Annotated in this window: 18 protein-coding genes and 1 pseudogene; 16 read left to right on the top strand and 3 right to left on the bottom strand. The window is 70.4% G+C overall.

The features are described 5' to 3' along the window. The first annotated feature begins 1 nt into the window (after position 1). Together KIK05_RS02325 and KIK05_RS02320 are read left to right on the top strand one after the other, a co-directional pair. Positions 2 to 946, top strand: a complete 945-nt coding sequence (locus KIK05_RS02325) for a CU044_5270 family protein (protein ID WP_250562159.1) — start codon at positions 2 to 4, stop codon at positions 944 to 946. After that, on the top strand, positions 943 to 4269 hold the full coding sequence (locus tag KIK05_RS02320) for a S8 family serine peptidase (protein ID WP_214408808.1): 3327 nt from the start codon (positions 943 to 945) through the stop codon (positions 4267 to 4269). The genes KIK05_RS02325 and KIK05_RS02320 overlap by 4 nt, the downstream gene beginning before the upstream one ends. 76 nt (positions 4270 to 4345) lie before the next feature. Here KIK05_RS02320 and KIK05_RS02315 read toward each other — a convergent pair whose 3' ends face one another. Continuing rightward, positions 4346 to 5470, bottom strand: a complete 1125-nt coding sequence (locus tag KIK05_RS02315) for a D-alanyl-D-alanine carboxypeptidase family protein (protein ID WP_214408807.1) — start codon at positions 5468 to 5470, stop codon at positions 4346 to 4348. A 103-nt stretch (positions 5471 to 5573) separates the two neighbouring features. Between KIK05_RS02315 and KIK05_RS02310 the strand changes: the two genes are divergently transcribed. The 9 genes from KIK05_RS02310 to KIK05_RS02270 all read left to right on the top strand — a co-directional run bounded on the left by KIK05_RS02310 (position 5574) and on the right by KIK05_RS02270 (position 15590). Beyond that, complete coding sequence (locus tag KIK05_RS02310) at positions 5574 to 5786, top strand: SCO4848 family membrane protein (protein WP_250562157.1); 213 nt, start codon at positions 5574 to 5576, stop codon at positions 5784 to 5786. A 189-nt stretch (positions 5787 to 5975) separates the two neighbouring features. Next, positions 5976 to 7160: a glutamate--cysteine ligase gene (locus KIK05_RS02305; RefSeq protein WP_214408805.1), complete on the top strand. Its 1185-nt coding sequence runs from the start codon at positions 5976 to 5978 to the stop codon at positions 7158 to 7160. Further along, on the top strand, positions 7147 to 8388 hold the full coding sequence (locus tag KIK05_RS02300) for a M20 family metallopeptidase (protein WP_214408804.1): 1242 nt from the start codon (positions 7147 to 7149) through the stop codon (positions 8386 to 8388). Before KIK05_RS02305 ends, KIK05_RS02300 begins: the two co-directional genes overlap by 14 nt. A 183-nt stretch (positions 8389 to 8571) precedes the next feature. Beyond that, positions 8572 to 9648 (top strand): BMP family lipoprotein, encoded by a 1077-nt coding sequence (locus KIK05_RS02295; RefSeq protein WP_250562096.1) that lies wholly within the window; start codon positions 8572 to 8574, stop codon positions 9646 to 9648. Positions 9649 to 9960: 312 nt separating this feature from the next. Then, entirely contained in the window at positions 9961 to 11505 is a 1545-nt protein-coding gene (locus KIK05_RS02290) for an ABC transporter ATP-binding protein (RefSeq protein ID WP_214408937.1), read from the top strand. Next, positions 11502 to 12644 (top strand): ABC transporter permease, encoded by a 1143-nt coding sequence (locus KIK05_RS02285; RefSeq protein ID WP_214408802.1) that lies wholly within the window; start codon positions 11502 to 11504, stop codon positions 12642 to 12644. Before KIK05_RS02290 ends, KIK05_RS02285 begins: the two co-directional genes overlap by 4 nt. Then, positions 12641 to 13909, top strand: a complete 1269-nt coding sequence (locus KIK05_RS02280) for an ABC transporter permease (protein WP_214408801.1) — start codon at positions 12641 to 12643, stop codon at positions 13907 to 13909. The genes KIK05_RS02285 and KIK05_RS02280 overlap by 4 nt, the downstream gene beginning before the upstream one ends. Then, entirely contained in the window at positions 13906 to 14307 is a 402-nt protein-coding gene (locus tag KIK05_RS02275; protein ID WP_214408800.1) for a cytidine deaminase, read from the top strand. The genes KIK05_RS02280 and KIK05_RS02275 overlap by 4 nt, the downstream gene beginning before the upstream one ends. Before the next feature lie 5 nt (positions 14308 to 14312). Next, a complete protein-coding gene (locus KIK05_RS02270; RefSeq protein WP_214408799.1) occupies positions 14313 to 15590 on the top strand; it encodes a thymidine phosphorylase in 1278 nt (425 codons plus the stop codon). A gap of 88 nt (positions 15591 to 15678) precedes the next feature. Here the strand turns inward: KIK05_RS02270 and KIK05_RS02265 are convergent, their stop codons facing one another. Then, positions 15679 to 17133 (bottom strand): MFS transporter, encoded by a 1455-nt coding sequence (locus KIK05_RS02265; protein ID WP_250562095.1) that lies wholly within the window; start codon positions 17131 to 17133, stop codon positions 15679 to 15681. An 86-nt stretch (positions 17134 to 17219) separates the two neighbouring features. Between KIK05_RS02265 and KIK05_RS02260 the strand changes: the two genes are divergently transcribed. The 3 genes and pseudogenes from KIK05_RS02260 to KIK05_RS02250 all read left to right on the top strand — a co-directional run. Then, the gene (locus KIK05_RS02260; RefSeq protein ID WP_214408797.1) at positions 17220 to 17630 is read left to right on the top strand and encodes a MarR family winged helix-turn-helix transcriptional regulator; all 411 of its coding nucleotides are present in this window, start codon (positions 17220 to 17222) and stop codon (positions 17628 to 17630) included. A 317-nt stretch (positions 17631 to 17947) separates the two neighbouring features. Then, positions 17948 to 18631, top strand: a complete 684-nt coding sequence (locus KIK05_RS02255; RefSeq protein ID WP_214408796.1) for an AMIN-like domain-containing (lipo)protein — start codon at positions 17948 to 17950, stop codon at positions 18629 to 18631. Between the two features lie 34 nt (positions 18632 to 18665). Next, positions 18666 to 18905: pseudogene (locus tag KIK05_RS02250) on the top strand (lyase); the annotation flags it as partial. 36 nt (positions 18906 to 18941) lie between these two features. Here the strand turns inward: KIK05_RS02250 and KIK05_RS02245 are convergent. Then, positions 18942 to 19610 carry a TetR/AcrR family transcriptional regulator gene (locus tag KIK05_RS02245; RefSeq protein WP_214408794.1) on the bottom strand — a complete coding sequence of 223 codons (669 nt, stop codon included), beginning with the start codon at positions 19608 to 19610 and terminating at the stop codon, positions 18942 to 18944. Between the two features lie 119 nt (positions 19611 to 19729). Between KIK05_RS02245 and KIK05_RS02240 the strand changes: the two genes are divergently transcribed. Together KIK05_RS02240 and KIK05_RS02235 are read left to right on the top strand one after the other, a co-directional pair. After that, positions 19730 to 20611, top strand: coding sequence for an SDR family oxidoreductase (locus tag KIK05_RS02240; RefSeq protein WP_214408793.1), 882 nt, complete (start codon positions 19730 to 19732; stop codon positions 20609 to 20611). A gap of 227 nt (positions 20612 to 20838) precedes the next feature. Next, on the top strand, positions 20839 to 21288 hold the full coding sequence (locus KIK05_RS02235) for a MarR family winged helix-turn-helix transcriptional regulator (RefSeq protein ID WP_214408792.1): 450 nt from the start codon (positions 20839 to 20841) through the stop codon (positions 21286 to 21288). The last annotated feature ends 60 nt before the right edge of the window (positions 21289 to 21348 follow it).

Here is a 21348-nt window from a genome sequence, read left to right as displayed (position 1 = left end):
GATGACCATGCTCAACCGGCTGCGAGAGGGTGTCCCTCCGCAGACGGACCTGGACGCGGAAAGGAACCGGCTGCTCGCCGAGATCCGCGGCGGGTCCGGCGCACCCGCCGCCGTCCGGCTGAGGCCGGTGCGCCCGATGGCCCGGCTGCGCTGGGGACTGACCCTGGCCGGGGCTCTCGGCTTGGCGGCCGCCGTGACCGTCACCCTGACCCGGCTGGACGGTGGGGCGGGGACACCGGCCGTGCCCCGGCCTCCCGCGACCACCGCGGCGGTCAGCGCCGCGTCGGTGCTGGAGAAGGCGGCTCTGGTCGCCGAGCAAACCAAGATCGTCAAGTGGCGGCCGGACCAGTGGTACTACGTCAAGCAGACGCAGGACCTCCCGATCAATCCGGTCTGGGAGCAGTGGATCCGGATGGACGGCAGCCGGGAGGCCGTCCGGGAGTGGCACGGCAAGCTCAAGATCGGACCGGGGGAGAAGGGGCCGATGAACCCGGCCAAGACCCAGCGGAGGATAGAAGACCTTCCCTCGGACCCGGACGCGATGCTGGACTACTTCCGGGACGACGCGGACGGCATGCGATTCGGCCGCGTCATCTGCGGGGAGCAGACGCCCTGCCCCGAGGGCAGCGAAAAGGACGTCGAAGCGTACGCGGCCCTCCAGTGGTACATGGAGTACGGTCCGATCATTCCGCCGGACAAGGCCGCGGTGATGTACCGGGCGATGGCGAAGATCCCGAACATCCAGATCGATGAGAACGCGACGACGATGGAGGGCCGTAAGGGGATCGGCGTCGTGTTCGACGCGGGAGCGGCGGGCAGGATTTACACGATCTTGGACCCCGGCGACTACCACTACCTCGGTATGAAAACCGTGACGGCCGACAGGACCTTCGGCTTCTCCGTCCTGGCCTCCGGCATCGTCGACAAGCCGGGGGAGACCCCGTGACCGCCACGCGACGGGGCTCCGCCACCGTCCTGCTCGCCGCCGCGCTGCTGGTCGCCGGCACCGAGCACACACCCGCTACGGCCGGCGCCGCCCGGACGGCATCGCCGGGTCCCGTACGGATCGCAGGCCCCGTGGACACGCCGGCGGCCGGGCAGAGGCGCACCGTCACGCTGATCACGGGGGACCGGGTGACGGTCTTCGGGCACGGCGCCCAGGTGACCCCGGCCAAGGGGCGGGAGGGCGTCACCTTCGCCGTCCGGGAGATCGCCGGACGGCTGCGCGTGGTGCCCGGCGACGCGCTCCCGCTGTTACGCCAGGACCGCCTGGACCCGCGGCTGTTCGACGTGACCACGCTGCTGGAGTCCGGCTACGACGACCGGCGGGCGGACCTGCCGCTGATCATGACCGGTGCCGGCGGGGCGGCAAAGCTGCGGTCGCAGCTGACCGCGCAGGTCGCCCGGGACCTGCCCGCCGTCGACGGCGTCGCCGTACGGGAGAACAAGGCCGACGGCGCCCGCTTCTGGAAGGACCTCACGGGCGGCTCGGCCTCCCGAGCCCTGGCCGCGCCGTCGGCGAAGGTCTGGCTGGACGGAAAGGCCGAGCTGTCGCTGGACGTCAGCGTCAAGCAGATCGGCGCGCCCGAAGCCTGGGCGAAGGGATACACCGGCACGGGGGTCAAGGTCGCGGTCCTGGACACCGGCGTGGACGACACCCATCCCGACCTGGCCGGCAAGGTGGCCGCGCGGGCGAACTTCACCGACGCCCCCGACGCGCGCGACGTGGTCGGGCACGGCACGCACGTGGCATCGACGATCGCGGGCAGCGGCGCGGCCTCCGGCGGCAGGTACCGCGGCGTCGCCCCCGACGCCACGCTGCTGGACGGCAAGGTGTGCGCGTCGCGCTCGTGTGCGGACTCGTCGATCCTGGCCGGGATGCAGTGGGCCGCCGAGCAGGGGGCCAAGGTGGTCAACCTCAGCCTGGGCCACGACGACACCCCCGGCCTCGACCCGCTGGAGGAGGCCGTCCAGACGCTGACCGAGCGGTACGGCACCCTCTTCGTGGTCGCCGCAGGCAACAACGGCCAGGATCGGACCATTTCCTCGCCCGGAAGCGCCGACGCGGCGCTGACGGTGGGCGCCGTGGACAAGTCCGACGCCCTCGCGGTCTTCTCCAGCCGAGGCCCCCGCGCCGGGGACTCGGGGCTGAAGCCCGACATCACCGCGCCGGGCGTGGACATCCAGGCGGCGCGCGGCAAGGACTCCGAGGGTGAAGGGTCCTACACGGTCATGTCCGGCACCTCGATGGCCACCCCGCATGTCAGCGGATCGGCCGCGATCCTCGCGGGGGAGCACCCCGACTGGAAGCCGGGCGCCCTGAAGTCGGCGCTGATGGCGAGCGCGCGGCCCAACCCGGCCATCGGCGTCTTCGCCCAGGGATCGGGCCGGGTGGACGTGGCGCGCGCGATCACCCAGTCGGTGACGGCCGAACCGGGCGGGCTGAGCTTCGGCCGCCAGGCGTGGCCGCACACCGACGACCAGCCGATCACCAGGAAGGTGACCTACCGCAACGCGGGCTCCGCCCCGGTGACGCTCCGGCTGACGACGCGGGCGATCGACGGGAACGGCAAGCCGCTGCCGGCGTCGCTGTTTTCGGTGACCCCGGACACGGTGACCGTGCCGGCCGGCGGCGAGGCCGAGGCGTCCGTCACCGCCGACACCCGCGGGAACATCCCGGAGGGATTCATCGGCGGCTACCTGGAGGCGACAGGGGACGGCGGAGCGTCCGTCGCGACGCCGCTGGGGGTCGAGCAGGAGGTGGAGAGCTACGACCTGACGCTGGAGCACCTCGACCGTTCGGGTAAGCCGTCACCTGGCGATCTCATCTCTGTCCTCAGGACCGACGTGAAATGGCGGGACGCCTACGCCGTGGACGTCGAGAGCGGCGACAGCACGATCACCCTTCGGCTCCCCAAGGGGAAGTACGTGATCGACAGCAGGACCGTCGACGACCAGGGGACCACCATGCTCGTCCATCCGGGCCTGGACCTGAACTCCTCGCAAACGGTGGTGCTCGACACGCGCCTCGGCCGCCCGGTGTCCGTTGGCGCACCCGACACGTCCGCGCTCTCCTTGTTCAGCGAGTTGACATACGGCGGTGAGTTCCTCGACGGCCTCAAGTTCTTCAACGGCTTCACCGCCGATTCGTTCGACCGGCGCTTCATCGCGCAACTCGGCCCTGCCCGCAAGTACGACGTCGTCACCAAGATCGGCGGGCAGTGGTTCACGCCCGCGCCGGACGGCGGCCAGGACGGCAGCCCGTCCGCCTACAGGCTGGCATGGTTCCTCCCCGGCGGGCTGCCGGCGGGCTTCACCAAGAACGTCGACCGGAAGGAACTGGCGACGGTACGCAGGGACTACGCCGTGCACCAGGCCGGCGCGCTCGGCGAGGTGGGGAGCTTCGCGTGGCCTGCCGACGACTGGTTCTTCGGCAACGAGTACCTGACGGATTTCCATCCGCCCTTCACGCACACGGAGTACGTCAACACCGACGGCGGGATCCGCTGGAAGAGCGGATTCTTCGAGTCCGGCCCCGACGACATGGCGATCCTGGAATCGTCGGCGACCCGGTACGACGCGGGGCGAACCTACACCGAGAAGTGGAACCGCGGGGTCTTCGGACCGTCCCTCGTCGTCGGTCTGGACGCCCCTGCCGTCACCCGCACCGGGAACGTGATCACAGCTCAGCCGGCACTTTACGGCGACAGGGCCGGGCACACCGGAATCTCGACGACGACGAAAGAGCACGTCGCCCTCTACCGTGACGGCAAGCTCGTGACCGACCAGCCGTTCTCGTTCGTGTTGACGGAAGTGCCGCCTGAGGACGCGGCCTACCGCCTGGTGGCCGAGGCCGAACGCGGAGCCGGTTTTCCGCTGTCCACCCGCACCTCGGTCGCCTGGACGTTCCGCTCCGCCGCGGGCCGGGACGGTACGAGGACGGCCCTGCCGTTGTCGGTGGTCCGGTTCACCCCCGACCTCGACCGGAACAACACCGCGCCGGCGGGCAGGACCTTCGCCGTACCGCTGACCGTGGACGTTCAGCCTGGCTCGGCCGCCGGCCCGGTGCGGGACCTCTCGGTGGAGGTGTCCTACGACGACGGCGCCACCTGGCAGCCGGCGAACCTGGTGCGCGCCGGCGGTAAGGGCACGCTCCTCCTGCGGCATCCATCGTCGGACGGTTTCGTGTCCCTGCGTGCCCGGTCGACCGACACCTCGGGCAACACCGTCGACCAGACGATCATCCGGGCCTACCGGATCGCCCGCTGACCGCGTGCTCCCCCGGGACTCCGGCCCCGGGGGAGCAGGCCTGCGCCTCCGGGTCTCCGGCCCTCCGGGGAGCAGGCTAGGCCTGGGCCTCCGGGTTGGAGCGGGAGCGGCGGCGGACGCCGTACACGATCCAGGCGGCGCCGCCGAGCATGGCCACGGCGACCACGCCCGCGCCGACGCCGACCAGCGGAGAGTCGTGGGCGGCCTCCACCGGCTTGACCGGGGCGGCGGGGGCGCCCGACGGCGGGCCGCCGACGGGCTTGGTGGGCTTGACCTCGGGGACCGGGCTGACCAGGGTGCCGACCGGCGTCACGTGGCCGCGGGCGGCGAACCCCCAGTCGAGCAGGTCCTCGACCTCGTGCCAGAACGAGCCCTCGTGCCGCATCACCACCACGATCATCGTGTGCCCGTCGCGCCGGGCGGCGCCGACGAAGCTGCCGAGTGCCTTGGTGGTCCAGCCGTTCTTGATCCCGATCATGCCGGGGTAGCGGCCCAGGAGCCGGTTGTGGTTCTGGATCTGGTAGTGCTTGCCCTCGGGGGCGGGGAAGTCGGCGAGCTTGGTGCTCACGTACTCCCGGAAGTCGCGGTTGGCGAGCCCGGCGCGGGCGATCAGCGCCAGGTCGTAGGCCGAGCTGCTCTGGCCGGGCTTGTCCAGGCCGTTCGGGGTCTTGGCGACCGTGTCGAGCGCCTGTAGCCGCTTGGCCTCGGCGTTCATGTCGGCCAGGGTGCGGGCGAGGCCGCCGTTGACCTCGGCCAGCGCCACGGCGGCGTCGTTGCCGGAGACCATCATCAGCGCGCGGAACAGGTCGGCGACCTTGTAGATCTTGTGTTGCGTCAGCCCCACGGCGCTTCCCTCGACGTTGCAGGCGTCAAGGGACGGCTTGATGGTCTTGCGCTTGTCGAGCCGGGGGATGAGGGTCAGCGCCGTCAGCGTCTTCAGCGTGCTGGCCGGCAGGAAGCGTCCGTGGGGGTCCTTGGCGGCCAGGATCTCCCCGGTGTCGGCGTCGGCGACCACGAAGGCCGACGACTCGGTCTTGGGCAGCTTCTTGGCGCCCGCGTCGACGATGACACCGTGCTGTCCCAGCAGCGCTCCGCCGATCGTCGTGTTGTCGTCGGCGGCGGCCCGGGCGTGCGCCGGGGTCACCAGCGTGAGTCCTCCGGCCAGCGCGATCGCGCCGGCTGCTGTCAGGTACTTACCCATAGGGCACTCAGCGTAGCTTTTGTCGGTTTTCATGTGGGGCAAGACGCGACAAAGATCACGAAGGGGCCGGTCAGGAAGCGGCGGTACGATGGAGGCGGTGAAGATGACACGACGCGTCGCCGGGTTCCTCCTGGTCCTGGCCGCCTTCATGGTCTTTGAGTGGATCAACCTCGGCTTCAACCTGGCCGACGGGCATCCCACGTCCTTCTACGTGGTCCACGGCATCCTGATCGCCGTCAACCTGATCCTCGCCCTGGTGCTGGGGGCCCTGGGGTGGCGTGCGTGGCGCGGAGCCGGCCGCGAAGGTCGCATATAACGCGCCCTTCCCGGGCAGAGACGGTAAACGACCGTTTTGCGGTTGAGCATGCAGGTGTGGGAGGCATCTCCTGGTTGCTGGCGGCCGCGAACAGCCGTAAGTCAGGGCGTACAGGGGTGACCGTACGGGTTGGCTGATTCCGCCTATGGGCGGAAACTCAGCCTGAGACCATTGCCTTGGAGGCGTGCTGTGACAATCGAGTTCAATCCTTCGCGCGGCCCGACACTGGGCGTCGAATGGGAACTCCAGCTTGTCGACACGCGCACACGCCGGCTCCGGCAGGACGCACGCTACGTGCTCGAGGACGTTCCCGAGCTGAGCGAGGTCCCGCGGCCGAAGGTCATGCACGAGTTGATGCAGTCCCAGCTCGAGATAATCACCGACGTCTGCCACACGGCGGACGAGGCCGTCCAGGACCTCAAGCGCACCATCGACCGCCTGCGCGAGGCGGTGGAGCCGCGCGGCATGGCCCTGGCCTGTACGGGCACCCACGCCATCAGCGACTGGCGCGAGGCCGTCTACGCGCCCGTCCAGAGGTACACCGAGCTGGTCGAGCAAATGCAGTGGCTGGCATGGCGTATCCAAACATTTGGCGTACATGTCCACGTCGGGGTCCGCCATAGGGATAAAGTCATCCCCATCGTCAACGCACTTGCGGCCTACCTGCCGCATTTCCTCGCGCTGACGGCCTCCAGCCCGTACTGGGGCGGCCAAGACACAGGGCTCGCCTCCAGCCGGGCCGTCGTCTTCGGCGCCCTGCCGACCGCGGGACCACCGCAGATGCTGGCCGACTGGGCGGAGTTCGAGGAGTACATGGACACCCTGAAGCGCGCGGGGACCATCAAGAGCATCAAAGAGGTGTGGTGGGACATTCGACCCCACCCCGACTTCGGCACGATTGAGATTCGAATGTTCGACGGTATACCGACCCTACGGGAGGTCGGGATGGTGACGGCGTTGTCGCAGTGCCTGGTGCAGCAGTTCGACCAGCAGCTGGACCGCGGGTACCGGCTGCCGCACCCCGCGCCGTGGGTCGTACGCGACAACAAGTGGCGGGCCACGCGGTACGGGCTGGACGCCATGGTCATCACCGACGACCACGGTTCGACCGCGCCCATGCGTGACCTGCTGTACGAGCTGACGCGCGAGCTCGCGCCGATGGCCGAGCGGCTCGGCTGTGCCGACGAGCTGGCGGTCGTGTCCGACGTGGTGGAGCAGGGCAACTCCTGCGAACGCCAGCGGGCGATCGTTTCCGGAGGCGGCACCCTCGACGACGTCGTGGACGCGACGATCGCCGAGCTGGCGGACGACCGCTTCATAACCACAACTTTGAGAACGACGTCGAACGGGGCGATAGGCCATGCCGGCACGTGATCTGCGGGGGGAACTCGACGCTTTCCTGGGGGTCCACGACGAGTCACTGATCGGCTTCCGCCGCGATCTGCACGCCCACCCCGAGCTGGGCTTCGTGGAGCACCGCACGACCGAGCGCATCGCCGAGCGCCTCACGCGGGCCGGGCTCGTCCCCACGACCCTGCCGCGCGGCACCGGCCTGATCTGCGACATCGGCAGCGGTGACGGCCCCACCGTCGCGCTGCGGGCCGACATCGACGCGCTGCCCCTGCCCGACGAGAAGGACGTCCCCTACCGTTCGACCGTCCCCGGTGTGTGCCACGCGTGCGGCCACGACGTCCACACCACCATCGTCCTCGGCACCGGCCTGTTCCTCGCCGGGCAGGCCGCGGCGGGGCTGCTCCCCGGGCGTGTCCGCCTGATCTTCCAGCCCGCCGAGGAGGTCATGCCGGGCGGCGCCCTGAAGGTGCTGGAGGCCGGCGGCATCAGCGGCGTCGACCGCATCTTCGGCCTGCACTGCGATCCGCGCCTGGAGGTCGGTCAGCTCGGCCTGCGCGTCGGCCCGATCACCGGGGCCTGCGACAAGGTGAGCGTCCGTGTCGCGGGGCCCGGCGGCCACACCGCCCGTCCCCACCTGACCGCCGACCTCGTCTTCGCCCTCGCCAAGATCGTCACCGAGCTTCCCGCCGCGCTCAGCCGGCGCGTCGACCCGCGCTCGTCGCTGTCGCTGGTGTGGGGCAGGGTCCAGGCCGGCTCGGTCGCCAACGCCATCCCCGACGACGGCGTCGCCGAGGGCACGATCCGCTGCCTCGACGAGCAGGCCTGGCACGAGGCCCCCGATCTGTTCAAGTCGCTGCTCGACTCGGTGGCCATGGCCTACGGCGTCGAGGCCGAGATGAACTACGTCCGCGGCGTGCCGCCCACCATCAACGAGGAGACCAGCGTCGACATGCTCCGCGACGCCGCGGGCCAGGTGCTCGGCGTCGAGGCCGCGGTCCCCACCCCGCAGTCCCTCGGCGGTGAGGACTTCGGCTGGTACCTCGAGTCGGTGCCCGGCGCGTACGCCCGGCTCGGCGTGCGCACCCCCGGCAGCACCGACCACGTCGACATCCACCAGGGCACCTTCGACGTCGACGAGCGCTGCATCGGCGCCGGCGTGCGGGTGCTGGCCGCGACGGCGCTCACCGCGCTGTGGGACGGCTGCCGCGCCTCGGCCGACCAGGCTCAGGCGCAGCCTGTCACCGCCTGACGACCGGCGGCGCTCGGGGGAGGTTTCGCAGGTCACAGGCCGGCGTGAGCTGCATAACGGACCTATTTCGGAGCCGGGTGGCGGTTTGGCCAACGTTGGTACAACAACTATCTTCCGTGCAGGGTTGCCGTGCGTTCCTTCGCGCGTGCACACATGGACCGCGAAGACACGGAAGGAGTCATCTTGCTCCGCATCAGTGCAAGCAAGTTGGCCGCCACGACGGCTGTGGGCGCCATGCTCATGGGCGTCGCGGCATGTGGTGGGGGTAGCGACTCGGGCACCTCCGCCCAGACCTCGACCGGGGCGTCGGCCGGCGCCTCCTCGGCGGCTCCCTCCGCCGCCAAGGTCGGCCTGGCGTTCGACGTCGGCGGCCGGGGCGACCAGTCGTTCAACGACGCCGCCGCCGCGGGCCTCGAGAAGGCCAAGAGCGAGCTGAAGCTGGCTGAGACCAAGGAGCTCGCTGCGACCGCCGGCGAGACGGACGCCCAGAAGGAGCAGCGGCTCCGCCTGCTCGCCCAGAGCGGTTACAACCCCGTCATCGGCGTGGGCTTCGCCTACTCGGCGGCGCTGAAGAAGGTCGCGGCGGAGTTCCCCGACACCAAGTTCGCCATCGTCGACGACGAGGCCCAGGGCCCGAACATCACCAACCTGGTCTTCGCCGAGAACGAGGGCTCGTTCCTGGTCGGCGCCGCCGCCGCCCTGAAGACCAAGAAGGAGCACATCGGCTTCGTCGGCGGCGTCCAGGTGCCGCTGATCAAGAAGTTCGAGGCCGGCTTCACCCGGGGCGCCCAGGCGGTCAAGCCCGACATCAAGATCGACGTCAAGTACCTCACGCAGCCGCCGGACTTCGGTGGCTTCAACGACCCGGCCAAGGGCAAGGCCGCGGCCCAGGGCATGTACGACGCCGGTGCCGACATCGTCTACCAGGCGGCGGGCGGCTCGGGCGGCGGTGTCTTCGAGGCGGCCAAGGCGGCGAAGGCCCTGGCGATCGGCGTCGACTCCGACCAGGCCCTCACCGCCGACCAGAGCGTGCGCGACGTCATCATGACCTCCATGCTCAAGAAGGTCGACGTCGCGGTCTTCGACTTCCTGAAGAGCTACACCGAGGGCACCGTCAAGTCCGGTCCGGTGCGGTACGACCTCAAGGCGGGCGGCGTCGACTTCTCCACCACCGGTGGCAAGGTCGACGACATCAAGAACAAGCTCGACGAGTACAAGCAGAAGATCATCAACGGCGAGATCAAGGTCCCGACCGAGTGATCCACTGATCCCCCGAGGGGCGCTCCTGGGGAGCGCCCCTCGCCTGCTGAGCCGGTACCGCGAGGGGCGCACCGAGCCGCCGAGCGCAGCGAGGCAGGGCAAGCTCAGCCCCGGGGCCCGACCATCGGACCCCTTGCACTACTGTCGGGTAGCGTCTCGCCGGCGAGGCACGAACGGCACGCCCACCAGGCTCGCCGCGTGCCGAGAGGCGGGCCCTCCCCGAGGCCCTGACGCCTCAAGGCCAGCCGGCCGCCACGCCCACGAGGCGCACCCGTCCCCGCCACCGAGGCCACCCGCCTGGAGGAGGCCGCCATCAGCACTTCGACACCTTCGGCCACCGCGACCGAGCCCGCCGTCGAACTCGAGGGGATCACCAAGAGATTTCCCGGCGTGGTCGCCAACCGCGACATCCGCCTCAGCGTGGGCCGCGGGCACGTGCACGCCATCGTCGGCGAGAACGGCGCGGGCAAGTCCACGCTCATGAAGATCCTCTACGGCATGCAGCGGCCGGACGAGGGCGAGATCCGCGTCGACGGCAAGCCCATCGTCTTCAAGCGCCCGGCCGACGCCATCGCCGCCGGGATCGGCATGGTGCACCAGCACTTCATGCTCGCCGACAACCTCACCGTCCTCGAGAACATCATCCTCGGCAGCGAGCCGCGCAAGGGCGGGGTCGGCATCGACTTCTCCACCGCACGCCGCAAGATCAAGGAGATCTCCGACGCGTACGGCCTGGGGATCAGCCCCGACGTCCTGGTCGAGGACCTCGGCGTCGGCGCCCGGCAGCGCGTGGAGATCCTCAAGGTGCTCTACCGGGGCGCGCGCATCCTGATCCTCGACGAGCCGACCGCCGTGCTGGTGCCCCAGGAGGTCGACGAGCTCTTCGACAACCTGCGCGACCTCGTCCGCCAGGGCCTCACCATCATCTTCATCTCCCACAAGCTCGACGAGGTGCTGTCGGTCGCCGACGCCATCACGGTGATCCGTCGCGGCACCACCGTGGCCAGCGTCGACCCCAAGGACGTCACCGCCCGGCAGCTGGCCGAGCTCATGGTCGGCAGCGAGCTGCCGAGCCCCGAGACCCGCGAGTCGACGGTCACCGACCAGGTCGCCCTGTCCGTACGCGGCCTCACCATGCGCGACACCGACGGGCGCGAGGTGGTGTCGGGCGTCTCGTTCGACATCCGCAAGGGCGAGGTGCTCGGCATCGCCGGAGTCGAGGGCAACGGGCAGGCCGAACTGGTCGAGGCCATCATGGGCATGCGCCAGGCCGACGGCGTGATCAAGCTGGACGACGCCGACATCTCCGACTGGTCCACCTTGCGCAGGCGCGAGGGCGGCATCGGCTACATCCCCGAGGACCGCCACCGGCACGGCCTGCTGCTGGAGGCCCCGCTGTGGGAGAACCGCATCCTCGGCCACCAGACCCGCAAGCCGAACGTCAAGGGGCCGTGGATCGACCGGGCGGGCGCCCGCGCCGACACATCGCGCATCGTCAAGGAGTACGACGTGCGCACCCCCGGCATCGACGTGGACGCCGCCGCGCTGTCCGGCGGCAACCAGCAGAAGCTGATCGTCGGCCGTGAGATGAGCGACGACCCCGTCGTCCTCATCGCCTCCCACCCGACCCGCGGCGTCGACGTCGGCGCGCAGGCCGCCATCTGGGACCACCTGCGGGCCGCCCGCGCGGCCGGACTCGCCGTCCTGCTGATCTCGGCCGACCTCGACGAGCTGATCGGCCTGTCCGACAGCCTCAAGGTCATCCTGCGCGGGCGCATGGTGGCCGACGTCGACCCGGCCACCGTCACCCCCGAACAGCTCGGCTCGGCCATGACCGGCGCCGGGGAGGAAGCATGAGTTCGTCGTTCTCCGACCGGTTGCTCGGCAGGGTGAGGCTCACCGGCCTGCTGGGGCTGGCCGCCCCGATCCTGGCCGTGGTGTTCGCCGCCATCGTCACCTCGATCATCCTGCTCCTGAACGGCAGCCAGCCGATCGAGGCGTTCAGCAGCCTGCTGAGCTACAGTGCGACTCCTCGTACGCAGGCCGTGATCATCAACACCGCCGTCACCTACTACATCTCCGCCCTGGCCGTCGCGATCGGGTTCCGGATGAACCTCTTCAACATCGGGGTCGACGGCCAGTACCGCCTCGCCGCCCTCGTCGCGGCGGCCGTCGGCGGCGCGGTGGTGCTCCCGGCGCCGCTGCACGTGGGCCTCATCATGGTCGTCGCGATCGCGGTGGGCGGGCTGTGGGCCTCCATCGCGGCCCTGCTGAAGACCAGGCGCGGGGTCAGCGAGGTCATCTCCACGATCATGCTGAACGCCATCGCCACCGGCCTCGGCGCGTGGCTGCTCACCCCGGAGCGGCTCGCCGTCCCCGTGGCGGGCAGCAACAACATCGGCACCAAGCCGATCCCGCCGTCGGGTCAGTTCCCGGGGCTGGCGCTCATCTCCGGCACGCCGCTCAAGGTGTACGGCATGATCGTGGTGGCGGTCCTGCTCGCGATCGGCTACTACGTCCTGCTCAACTGGACGCGGTTCGGGTTCAACCTGCGGGCCACCGGACGGTCGGAGTCGGCGGCCGTGGCCAGCGGCGTGAACGTCAAGAAGATGGTGCTCGCGACGATGATCCTTTCCGGTGCCGTCGCGGGACTGGTCGGCATGCCGCAGCTGCTCGGCGCCTCGTACTCCTACAGCCTCGACTTCCCGCCGGGGCTCGGCTTCACCGGCATCGCGATCGCGCTCATGGGCCGCAACAACCCGATCGGCATCGCCGTCGGCGCCCTGCTGTGGAGCTTCCTGGACAACTCCAGCGTGATCCTCGACTTCAACAGCGTTCCGACGGAGATCGTGCTCATCATGCAGGGCACCATCGTGCTCTCGGTGATCGTCGCCTACGAGCTGGTGCACCGCTACCGCCAGGTGGCGGAGCAGCGCCGGGTGAGCCGTGAGCTCTCCGCGGGCAAGTCCCCCGAGATGGAAGGAGCGGCGGCGTGACGGTCTCCGACGTGACGGTGGCGCCCCCGGCGCCGCCGAAGACCCGCCGCTTCGAGGTGACCTGGCAGACGGCGCTGCTCGCCGTCTTCGGCCTGCTCGTCATGTTGTCGCTCACCCGGGTCATCACCGGCGCCAACGACATCACCTCCGACGGCACGATCCGCACGGCGATCAGCTTCGCGGTCCCCATCGGACTGGCCGGCCTCGGCGGCCTGTGGTCCGAGCGGGCCGGTGTGGTCAACATCGGCCTCGAAGGCATGATGATCGCCGGCACCTGGTGCGGCGCGTGGGCGTCCCTGTCGTTCGGCTCGCCGTGGGCCGGCGTGATCGCCGGTGCGGTCGGGGGCGCCGTAGGCGGGCTGCTGCACGCGATCGCCACGGTGACGTTCGGCGTGGACCACATCATCTCCGGTGTGGCGATCACCCTTCTCGGCCAGGGCGTCACCCAGTACCTCTCCAAGCTCCTCTTCGTCGGCATGAAGGGCGGCGGCGAGACCCAGTCGCCGCACATCCCGACCATCGCCGACGTGAGCATCCCCGGCATCGGGGACCCGCTGCAGGCCCTCGAGAAGACCCGGATCTTCCTGCTGTCGGACCTCGCGGGCGTCCTGCACGGCCTGTTCCACGGCGTCTCGCTGTTCACGATCGTGGCCATCCTGCTCGTGCCGCTCAGCTTCTACCTGCTCTGGCGCACGGCCTTCGGCCTGCGCCTGCGCGCCTGCGGCGAGCGGCCCGTCGCGGCCGAGTCGCTCGGCGTCAACGTCTACCTGTACAAGTACATCGCCGTGGTGGTCTCCGGCGCCCTGGCCGGCCTCGGCGGCGCCTACCTGTCGATCGTCGCCGCCGGTATCTACCGCGAGGGCCAGACCGGCGGGCGCGGCTTCATCGGCCTCGCCGCCATGATCTTCGGTAACTGGCGGCCGGGCGGGCTCGCGGGCGGCGCCCTGCTGTTCGGGTACACCGACGCGCTGCAGCTGCGCCAGGGCGGCACGTCCGTGCACGCGCTGCTGCTGGTCGTGGCGCTGCTGCTGGCCGCCTTCGCGGTCTACCAGCTCGTCGCGCAGCGTCGTAACCGCGCCGCGCTGCTGACGGGCGTCTTCGCGCTGCTGGTCTTCGCGCTGTTCGCTGTGACCGACACGGTGCCCGAGCAGTTCACCTCCTTCACCCCCCACCTCACCACGCTGCTGGTGCTGTCGCTGGCCTCCCAGCGGCTGCGCGCGCCGGCGGCCAACGGTCTTCCGTATCGCAAGGGACAGGCGAAATGAGCGACGACGTCGACTGGGAGATGCTGCGGGAGCGCGCCACCGAGGCGATGGCGAACGCCTACGCTCCGTACTCCAAGTTCCCCGTGGGGGCCGCCGCCCTGGTCGACGACGGCCGCGTCGTGACCGGCTGCAACGTCGAGAACGCCTCCTACGGTGTGGGCCTGTGCGCCGAGTGCGGCCTGGTCTCGGCTCTGCACGCCTCCGGCGGCGGCCGGCTGGTGGCGTTCACCTGCGTCGACGGGCACGGCGACCTGCTGATGCCGTGCGGGCGGTGCCGCCAGCTGCTGTTCGAGCACGGTGGCCCCGAGCTGCTGGTGGAGACGCCGGAGGGTCCGTGGCGGATGTCCGACTTCCTGCCCTTCGCGTTCGGGCCCGACGACCTCTCCCGGGGAGCATGAGTTCCATGGACGCCATCGAGGTGATCCGCGCCAAGCGGGACGGCCGCGAGCTTTCGGACGAGCAGATCGCGTGGGTGGTCGACGCCTACACGCGGGGAGAGGTCGCCGACGAGCAGATGTCGTCGCTGGCGATGGCCATCCTGCTCAACGGCATGGGCCGCCGCGAGATCGGCCGGTGGACCGAGGCGATGATCCGCTCGGGCTCGCGCATGGACTGGTCGGTGCTCGACCGGCCGACCACCGACAAGCACTCCACGGGCGGGGTCGGCGACAAGATCACCCTGCCGCTGGCGCCGCTGGTGGCCGCCTGCGGGGCGTACGTCCCGCAGCTGTCCGGACGCGGCCTCGGCCACACCGGGGGCACCCTGGACAAGCTGGAGTCCATCCCGGGGTGGCGGGCGTCGCTGTCGAACGACGAGATGCTGGCCGTCCTGCGCGAGGCGGGCGCGGTCATCTGCGCGGCGGGCGACGGGCTCGCCCCCGCCGACAAGAAGCTGTACGCGCTGCGCGACGTCACCGGCACGGTCGAGTCGATCCCGCTGATCGCGTCGTCGATCATGTCCAAGAAGATCGCCGAGGGCACCGGCGCGCTGGTGCTCGACGTGAAGGTCGGCTCGGGGGCGTTCATGAAGGACGTCGACGCCGCCCGCGAGCTGGCCCGCACGATGGTCGACCTCGGCACCGACCACGGGGTCACCACCGTGGCGCTGCTGACCGCCATGGACCGTCCCCTCGGGCTCGCCGTGGGCAACGCCCTGGAGGTCGAGGAGTCGATCGAGGTCCTGTCCGGCGGTGGCCCGTCCGACGTGGTGGAGCTCACCGTACGGCTCGCGCGCGAGATGCTCGCCGCGGCCGGCGTGTCGGGCAAGGACCCCGAGGCCGCCCTCAAGGACGGCTCCGCCATGGACGCCTGGCGCCGCATGATCACGGCGCAGGGCGGCGACCCGGACGCCAAGCTGCCCAAGGCCCCGGAGACGCTCGAGATCACCGCGCCGTCCTCCGGCGTGCTCGCCAGGCTCGACGCGTACGGCGTCGGGCTGGCGGCCTGGCGCCTCGGCGCGGGCCGGGCCCGCAAGGAGGACTCGGTGTCGTTCGGCGCGGGCGTCACCCTGCACGCCAAGCCCGGCGACACCGTCCGCGAGGGACAGCCCCTGATGACCCTGCACGCCGACGACCCGGATCGCTTCACCCGCGCCCTGCAGGCTCTGGACGGCGCCTACGAGGTGGCCGGCACCTCCGGCCCGTCCCTCCTCCCGTTGGTGATCGACCGCCTCACCGCCTGAAAGGCCACCGAACGCAAGAGCCCCCCGGCGTGTGTACGCGCGGGGGGCTCGGTCGTCCGGGCTGATGGGCGAGACGCCCTGGACCGGGTCAGATCGCCTCGAGGACCTTCACGTCGTCCCCGCCCGCCTCCTCGGCGAGCGCCGGGGTCTGGACGGTCGCGCGGCCCCGGACGAGGCCGACGACGGCGATGGCGAGGCCCAGCAGGGCGATCGCCGCGCACAGGGCGAAGGAGGACCGGATGGTGCCGATGGTGACCGTGCCCCCGTGGGAGGTCGCCACGGCGGTGACGATCGCCAGGACCAGCGCGCCGCCGACCTGCCCGGAGGTGTTCAGCAGGCCTGAGGCCAGCCCCTGCTCGTCGTCGGCGACACCGCTGGTGGCCTGGATGTTCAGCGAGGGGAACGACAGCGCGAACGCGATGCCCAGCAGCACCATGCCCGGGATGATCATGGTGGTGAGGCTGGGGTGCTCGCTGACGTTCAGGAACACGGCGTACCCGGCGGCCAGCGCGAACGAGCCGATCGTGATCAGGCGGGTGGTGCCGAACCGGTCGGCGAGGTCACCCATCTTCGTCGAGGTGACGGCCACGAGCAGGCCCGCGGGGAGGAAGGCCAGGGCGGTCTGCAGGGCCGACCAGTGCAGGAGGTTCTGGAAGTACTGCATCCCGACGAACTGGAACCCGACGTAGGAGCCGAACAGGATCACAAGTCCGAGGTTGGCCCGGACGAGGTGCCCGGAGCGCAGGATGGACAGGCGCACGAGCGGGTGCTTGACGCGCAGCTCGGCGACGATGAACAGGGCGAACAGGGCGATGGCGCCCCCGATGCTGCCCAGCGTGCGAAGCGAAGCCCACCCGGCCTCGGGGGCCTGGACCACGGCGAAGACGAACAGCAGCATCGAGCCGGTGATGGTGGCGGCGCCGATGAGGTCGTAGCCGCCGGTGGCGCGCTCCTCGCCGGAGTGGCGCGGAAGCAGCTTCAGGCCCGCCACCAGCGCGATGATCGCGACCGGCACCGGCATCAGGAAGGTGTACCGCCAGCCGAGCTCGGTGAGGAAGCCCGACAGCACGAGGCCGAGCGAGAAGCCGCTGGCGCCACAGGCGGTGAAGATGCTGAGCGCCCGGTTACGGGCCGGCCCCTCGGCGAAGGTGGTGGTGATGATGGACAGCGCGGCGGGGGCGGTGAAGGCGGCGCTGATGCCCTTGATGAACCGGGCGGCGATGAGCAGGGTGCCGTCGTTCACCACGCCACCGAGCAGCGAGGCCACGGCGAAGACGACCAGGGCGGTGAGGAAGACCCGCCGGCGGCCGAGAAGGTCGGCCGTCCGGCCGCCGAGCAGCAGCAGCCCGCCGTAGCCGAGCACGTAGCCGCTGACGACCCACTGAAGGGAGGAGGTCGACAGGCCGAGGCTGGACTGGATGGACGGCAGGGCGACCCCGACCATCGAGACATCAAGGGCGTCGAGGAACACGACGGCGCAGAGCACGGTCAGGGCTCCCCACAGTCGTGCGTCCCATCGTTGGTCATGCGCGGAGGAGTTCATGGCGTAGGACATTACATGCACATGCATTCAATGCACAAGCAAATAATTCGCGTGCATCTATTGCGCCTGCATGCTATAGTCCGGCCATGGAGGACGACCGCGAAGTCGTGCGCTGGTGGCGCGACCTGATGGCCCAAAAGGCCATGACGTGGTGCGCGCTCGAACGCGAGCTCGGCGAGAAGCACGACTTGGGCGTCAGTGACTTCGAGGTCCTCGATCACATGGCGGAGTCCGAGCACGGGCAGTACCGCGTGCAGGAGCTCGCCGACGCCGTCCATCTCAGCCAGAGCGCGCTGTCGCGCCTGATCTCCCGCCTGGAGAAGGCCGGTCTGGTCTGCCGCAACATGTGCCTCGACGACCGGCGCGGGGTCTTCGTCCAGATCACCTCGGCCGGCCTCGAACGCCACCGCCAGGCCCTCCCCACCCACCGTGCCGTCCTCGCCGCGTCCCTGTCCCGCATCCAAACCTGGCCCCGCGACCCCACCCCCATCCGCTGACCATCCCCCGCCGTACTCCTCCCCGCCGTCGCGGCGCCAGTGAGCGCTCCGGACATGCGAGGGGAAGCCACGTGCTCGCCGGACATGCGAGGGGGAGACCTGTCTCGCCGGCCCGGACAACCGCGGGGAGAGGTGTCTCGCGCCGGCCTGGGCATGCGACGAGGGGAAGGACGTGTTTCGCGTGGTCGGGTGCGGGTGTCGGCTTGGAGATCGGGGTGTTTCGGACACAATTTCGGGATCAGGGGTTTCCGGGTGAACCGGTGAGGCATTCTCGGCGTTGTAGGAGTTGGTGACTTCGTTCGAGGAAGCCGAGGCCCATGAAGAAGATCGCCATCGCAAGCGCCCTCGTGCCTCTCGCGCTCCTCGCCGCGTGCGGGACCGCGCGGGACGACTCTGGTGCGACGACCAGTCCGATCATCACCTCGGCGCCCCCTTCCTCAACCGGCACCGAGTCGCCCGCCACGCCCTCGCCGGCGCCGAGCTCGGCCACCGCGCTGCCGGGAACGCCGTCCGCTACCGGTGGCCCCCGGACGTCCGGCGCGCCTTCCACGGGGGCGTCCGAACTGGCTCCGCCCACCGGGACCAAGCCGGTCGAGGTGTCGCACACGCCCGCCCGGCCGCCCCTGGTGACCGGTGTGCGGTTCGCGCGGCACGAGGGGTACGACCGGGTGGTCCTCGACCTCACGGGGGCGATGGCCGGTTACAGCGTCGACTGGGTGAAGCAGCTGGTCGAGGACGGCTCCGGGGATCCCATCGCGATCAAGGGCGGGGCCTATCTCGCGGTCACTCTGCGCCCCGCCGAGGCGCACACGAAGGACGGTAAGCCGACGCTCGGCGGGAACCGGGTGCTTCCTGCGGGGCTCGGCAACGTGCGCAGTGTGGTGCGGACCGGCGACTTCGAAGGCACCGTGAGCCTCGCGCTCGTCCTCGGCCACCAGGCCGGCTTCCGGGTCATCGAACAGTCGGCCCCCTCCCGCCTCGTCGTCGACGTGGCCCACTGACCTCGCGCGAGCCTTCTCGCTCCGGTCTCTTCTCCACGGCCTCGGCCACCGCCGCCGGCGCGTGTACGCCGCGGAGGCCGCCCCGGCCGGCAACTGGTGGCGCCGGCAGATCGGCGTCCCCGGAAAGCTCCTCGACGCGGCGGTGCTGATCGGTCTCCGCCTGACGGCACGCCAGAGCCGGGGACTGCGGGACGCGGTGGACCATTTCGTCCCCGGATGCCGCCTGGAGGACTGCAGCGGCACCAGCACCGCGGCGAACAGGGTGGCGCGTTGAGGTGCCCCGCTCCTGGCGCCGGCGGTCGGCAGCCTTCTAGCGTCCCCTCGCTCCGATCGTCCCCTCCTCCTGTGAGGCTGGGGACGCGGCGCCGTGGTGCGTACGCAGTCCGTTCAGGGCGGCCTCGACCACCATGTCGGCGAACTCGGCCGTGAGCGGGCCCTCGCGGTGCAGCCAGCGACTGCGCAGCGGCCCCCAGAGCATGTCGACGGCCACGTCGAGGTCGACCTCAGGAGCCAGCTGCCCGGCCTGCTGGGCTTTGCGGAGACGGCGACGCTTGAGCTCTTTGATCGGCTTGTCCAGGCGTTCGGTGTAGTCCTCCGCGAGGGACGGGTCGAGAAGGATCTCGACGGCCAGGGCGCGCATCGGTTCGCTGTAGCGCGGGTCGTTCAGTTCGTCGACGGTGGCGCGCAGCACCGTCTTGAGGTCGGCTTCGAGGTCGCCCGTGTCGGGGAGCTCGGCGAGTTGCTCGCCTTCGCCTTCGCCTTCGCTGAGCATGAGCAGTGCGTCGAACAGCACCGCGCCTTTGGACGGCCACCAGCGATAGATCGTCTGCTTGCCCGCCCCGGCTCTGGCGGCGATCGCCTCGATGCTCACCCTGCTGTATCCCATCTCTCCGACGAGCTCGAGGGCGGCGGTGAGGATCGCGCGACGGGTGGCCGGGCTGCGTCGAGCGGCATCTGGGGCTTTGCGCTGTATCGCCACAGGGCGAATCCTACCGAACGGGAGACGAGACGGACCGTCTTGCGGCTGCTCCCAAGTCCTGCTAATGTCCCTGCGAGACGAGACGACTCGTCTTGTCGTTCTCAATGTCAGGAGATCTGATGACCGCCACCCCCACCAGCAGTGCGTCCTCCGCCCGGGTCTGGTTCATCACCGGGGCGAGCCGAGGCCTCGGCCGGGCCTTCACCGAGGCTGCGCTACGCGCCGGTGACAGCGTCGTCGGTGTGGCCCGCACGCTGACCACGCTCGAAGACCTGGCCCATGAGCACGGCGACCGCCTGCTCGCGCTCCCGCTTGACGTCACCGACCGGGAGGCGGTGTTCGCCACCGTCGAGCAGGCGGTGCGCCACTTCGGCCGCCTGGACGTCGTGGTGAACAACGCCGGGTACCTCGCGATGGGGATGATCGAGGAGTTCGGCGAGGCCGAAGCCCGCGCCCAGATGGAGACCAACTTCTTCGGAACCATGTGGGTCAGCCAGGCCGTGCTGCCCTATCTGCGAGCCCAGAGGAGCGGGCACATCGTCCAGATCTCCAGCATCGGCGCACTGGGCGGGCATCCGCTCACGGGCATGTACAGCGCCGGCAAGTTCGCCCTGGAAGGGATGAGCGAAGCGCTGGCGGCGGAGGTCGCGGGCTTCGGCGTCAAGCTCACCATGGTGGAGCCCGGCGGCTACTGGACCGACCTCTACACCACCGGCCTGGTGACCACCGAGCCGATGGAGGCCTATGCACCGCTGCGGGCCGAATTGGAGAAACAGTTCGCCGAGGGGTCGGTGGACAGCATGCCGCACCTCGCCGCCGAGGCGCTCATGAAGCTCGTCGGCAGCGAAGATCCGCCGCTGCGGCTGCTGCTCGGCGGCGCCGCCTACGACCTGGCGTTCGACATCTCGCGACGCCGCATGGCCACCTGGGCGGCGTGGGAGGAGACGAGCCGGGCCGCCGAGCAGGCCACCGAGGCGCCGGAGGGATATGGCGTCTTCTAGAGCGAACCGCGAACGGCCCGCTTGCGGGGCCTGAGTCCAGGTGGCGCCGTGGTCGCCGGCATGGTATTCGTCTTCGCTGGCGAAGGGGACCGCCGCGGAGGCGACCCTCTGTGGACGGCGGATCCTTGCCCGTCGGTGGTCTGGCTGCCGGTGGCCTGGCCAGAGGGTGGCCGGCCTCTGCGCGCTTCGCGGTGGAGTGACCGGATTCAGGTAGAGGAGGGCGTGCGATGGGCCGCAGGCCGGAACAGCCGATCGGGCTCCTGTTCGACGTCCTGGCGGTCGAGGAGCGGGTGGGCCAGCTGCTGCGGCTGGCACTCGCCGAGACGGGTCTCAAGCCGATGGAGTACGCGGTGACCAGTCTGCTCGCCACCCTCGGCCCGACCACTCCCTCACAGATGGCGAAAGGCATCGGAATGCGCCCGTCCACCCTCTCCGGCCACCTCGCCGCCCTGACCCGGCGCGGGGTGATCCAGCGCGAACGAGCCCCGGTGGACGGACGCTCGGCGTTGCTGGAGCTCACCGAGGAGGGGCAGCGGCTCCAACGGGATGCGGTCGCCCAGGTGAAGCGGCACATGGTGCGGTTGCAGACCGAGCTGAGCAATCCGGTGGAGCAGGTGCGCGGCGTGCTGAACGACCTCGCCAACGCGCTCGACCGCACCGTCGAGGCGGCGGGTTAGGTTCCGGATAACAATTCGAATCCGAACTATCTTTCGGTCCCGCCCTGCGGCAAAGTACTT

Source organism: Sphaerisporangium fuscum (assembly GCF_018531465.1).
Classification (GTDB): Bacteria; Actinomycetota; Actinomycetes; order Streptosporangiales; family Streptosporangiaceae; genus Sphaerisporangium; species Sphaerisporangium fuscum.
The sequence above is the reverse complement of the archived record's forward strand: the minus strand, read 5'-3'. Positions and strand labels throughout refer to the sequence as shown.

Bases quoted from the DNA above. Each gene is read 5' to 3' on its own strand.
- KIK05_RS02255 (WP_214408796.1), top strand. From the start codon at position 17,948: ATGAAGAAGATCGCCATCGCAAGCGCCCTCGTGCCTCTCGCGCTCCTC.
- KIK05_RS02310 (WP_250562157.1), top strand. From the start codon at position 5,574: ATGACACGACGCGTCGCCGGGTTCCTCCTGGTCCTGGCCGCCTTCATG.
- KIK05_RS02325 (WP_250562159.1), top strand. From the start codon at position 2: ATGACCATGCTCAACCGGCTGCGAGAGGGTGTCCCTCCGCAGACGGAC.
- KIK05_RS02260 (WP_214408797.1), top strand. From the start codon at position 17,220: ATGGAGGACGACCGCGAAGTCGTGCGCTGGTGGCGCGACCTGATGGCC.
- KIK05_RS02270 (WP_214408799.1), top strand. From the start codon at position 14,313: ATGGACGCCATCGAGGTGATCCGCGCCAAGCGGGACGGCCGCGAGCTT.
- KIK05_RS02265 (WP_250562095.1), bottom strand. From the start codon at position 17,133: ATGAACTCCTCCGCGCATGACCAACGATGGGACGCACGACTGTGGGGA.
- KIK05_RS02240 (WP_214408793.1), top strand. From the start codon at position 19,730: ATGACCGCCACCCCCACCAGCAGTGCGTCCTCCGCCCGGGTCTGGTTC.
- KIK05_RS02235 (WP_214408792.1), top strand. From the start codon at position 20,839: ATGGGCCGCAGGCCGGAACAGCCGATCGGGCTCCTGTTCGACGTCCTG.
- KIK05_RS02315 (WP_214408807.1), bottom strand. From the start codon at position 5,470: ATGGGTAAGTACCTGACAGCAGCCGGCGCGATCGCGCTGGCCGGAGGA.
- KIK05_RS02300 (WP_214408804.1), top strand. From the start codon at position 7,147: ATGCCGGCACGTGATCTGCGGGGGGAACTCGACGCTTTCCTGGGGGTC.
- KIK05_RS02285 (WP_214408802.1), top strand. From the start codon at position 11,502: ATGAGTTCGTCGTTCTCCGACCGGTTGCTCGGCAGGGTGAGGCTCACC.
- KIK05_RS02275 (WP_214408800.1), top strand. From the start codon at position 13,906: ATGAGCGACGACGTCGACTGGGAGATGCTGCGGGAGCGCGCCACCGAG.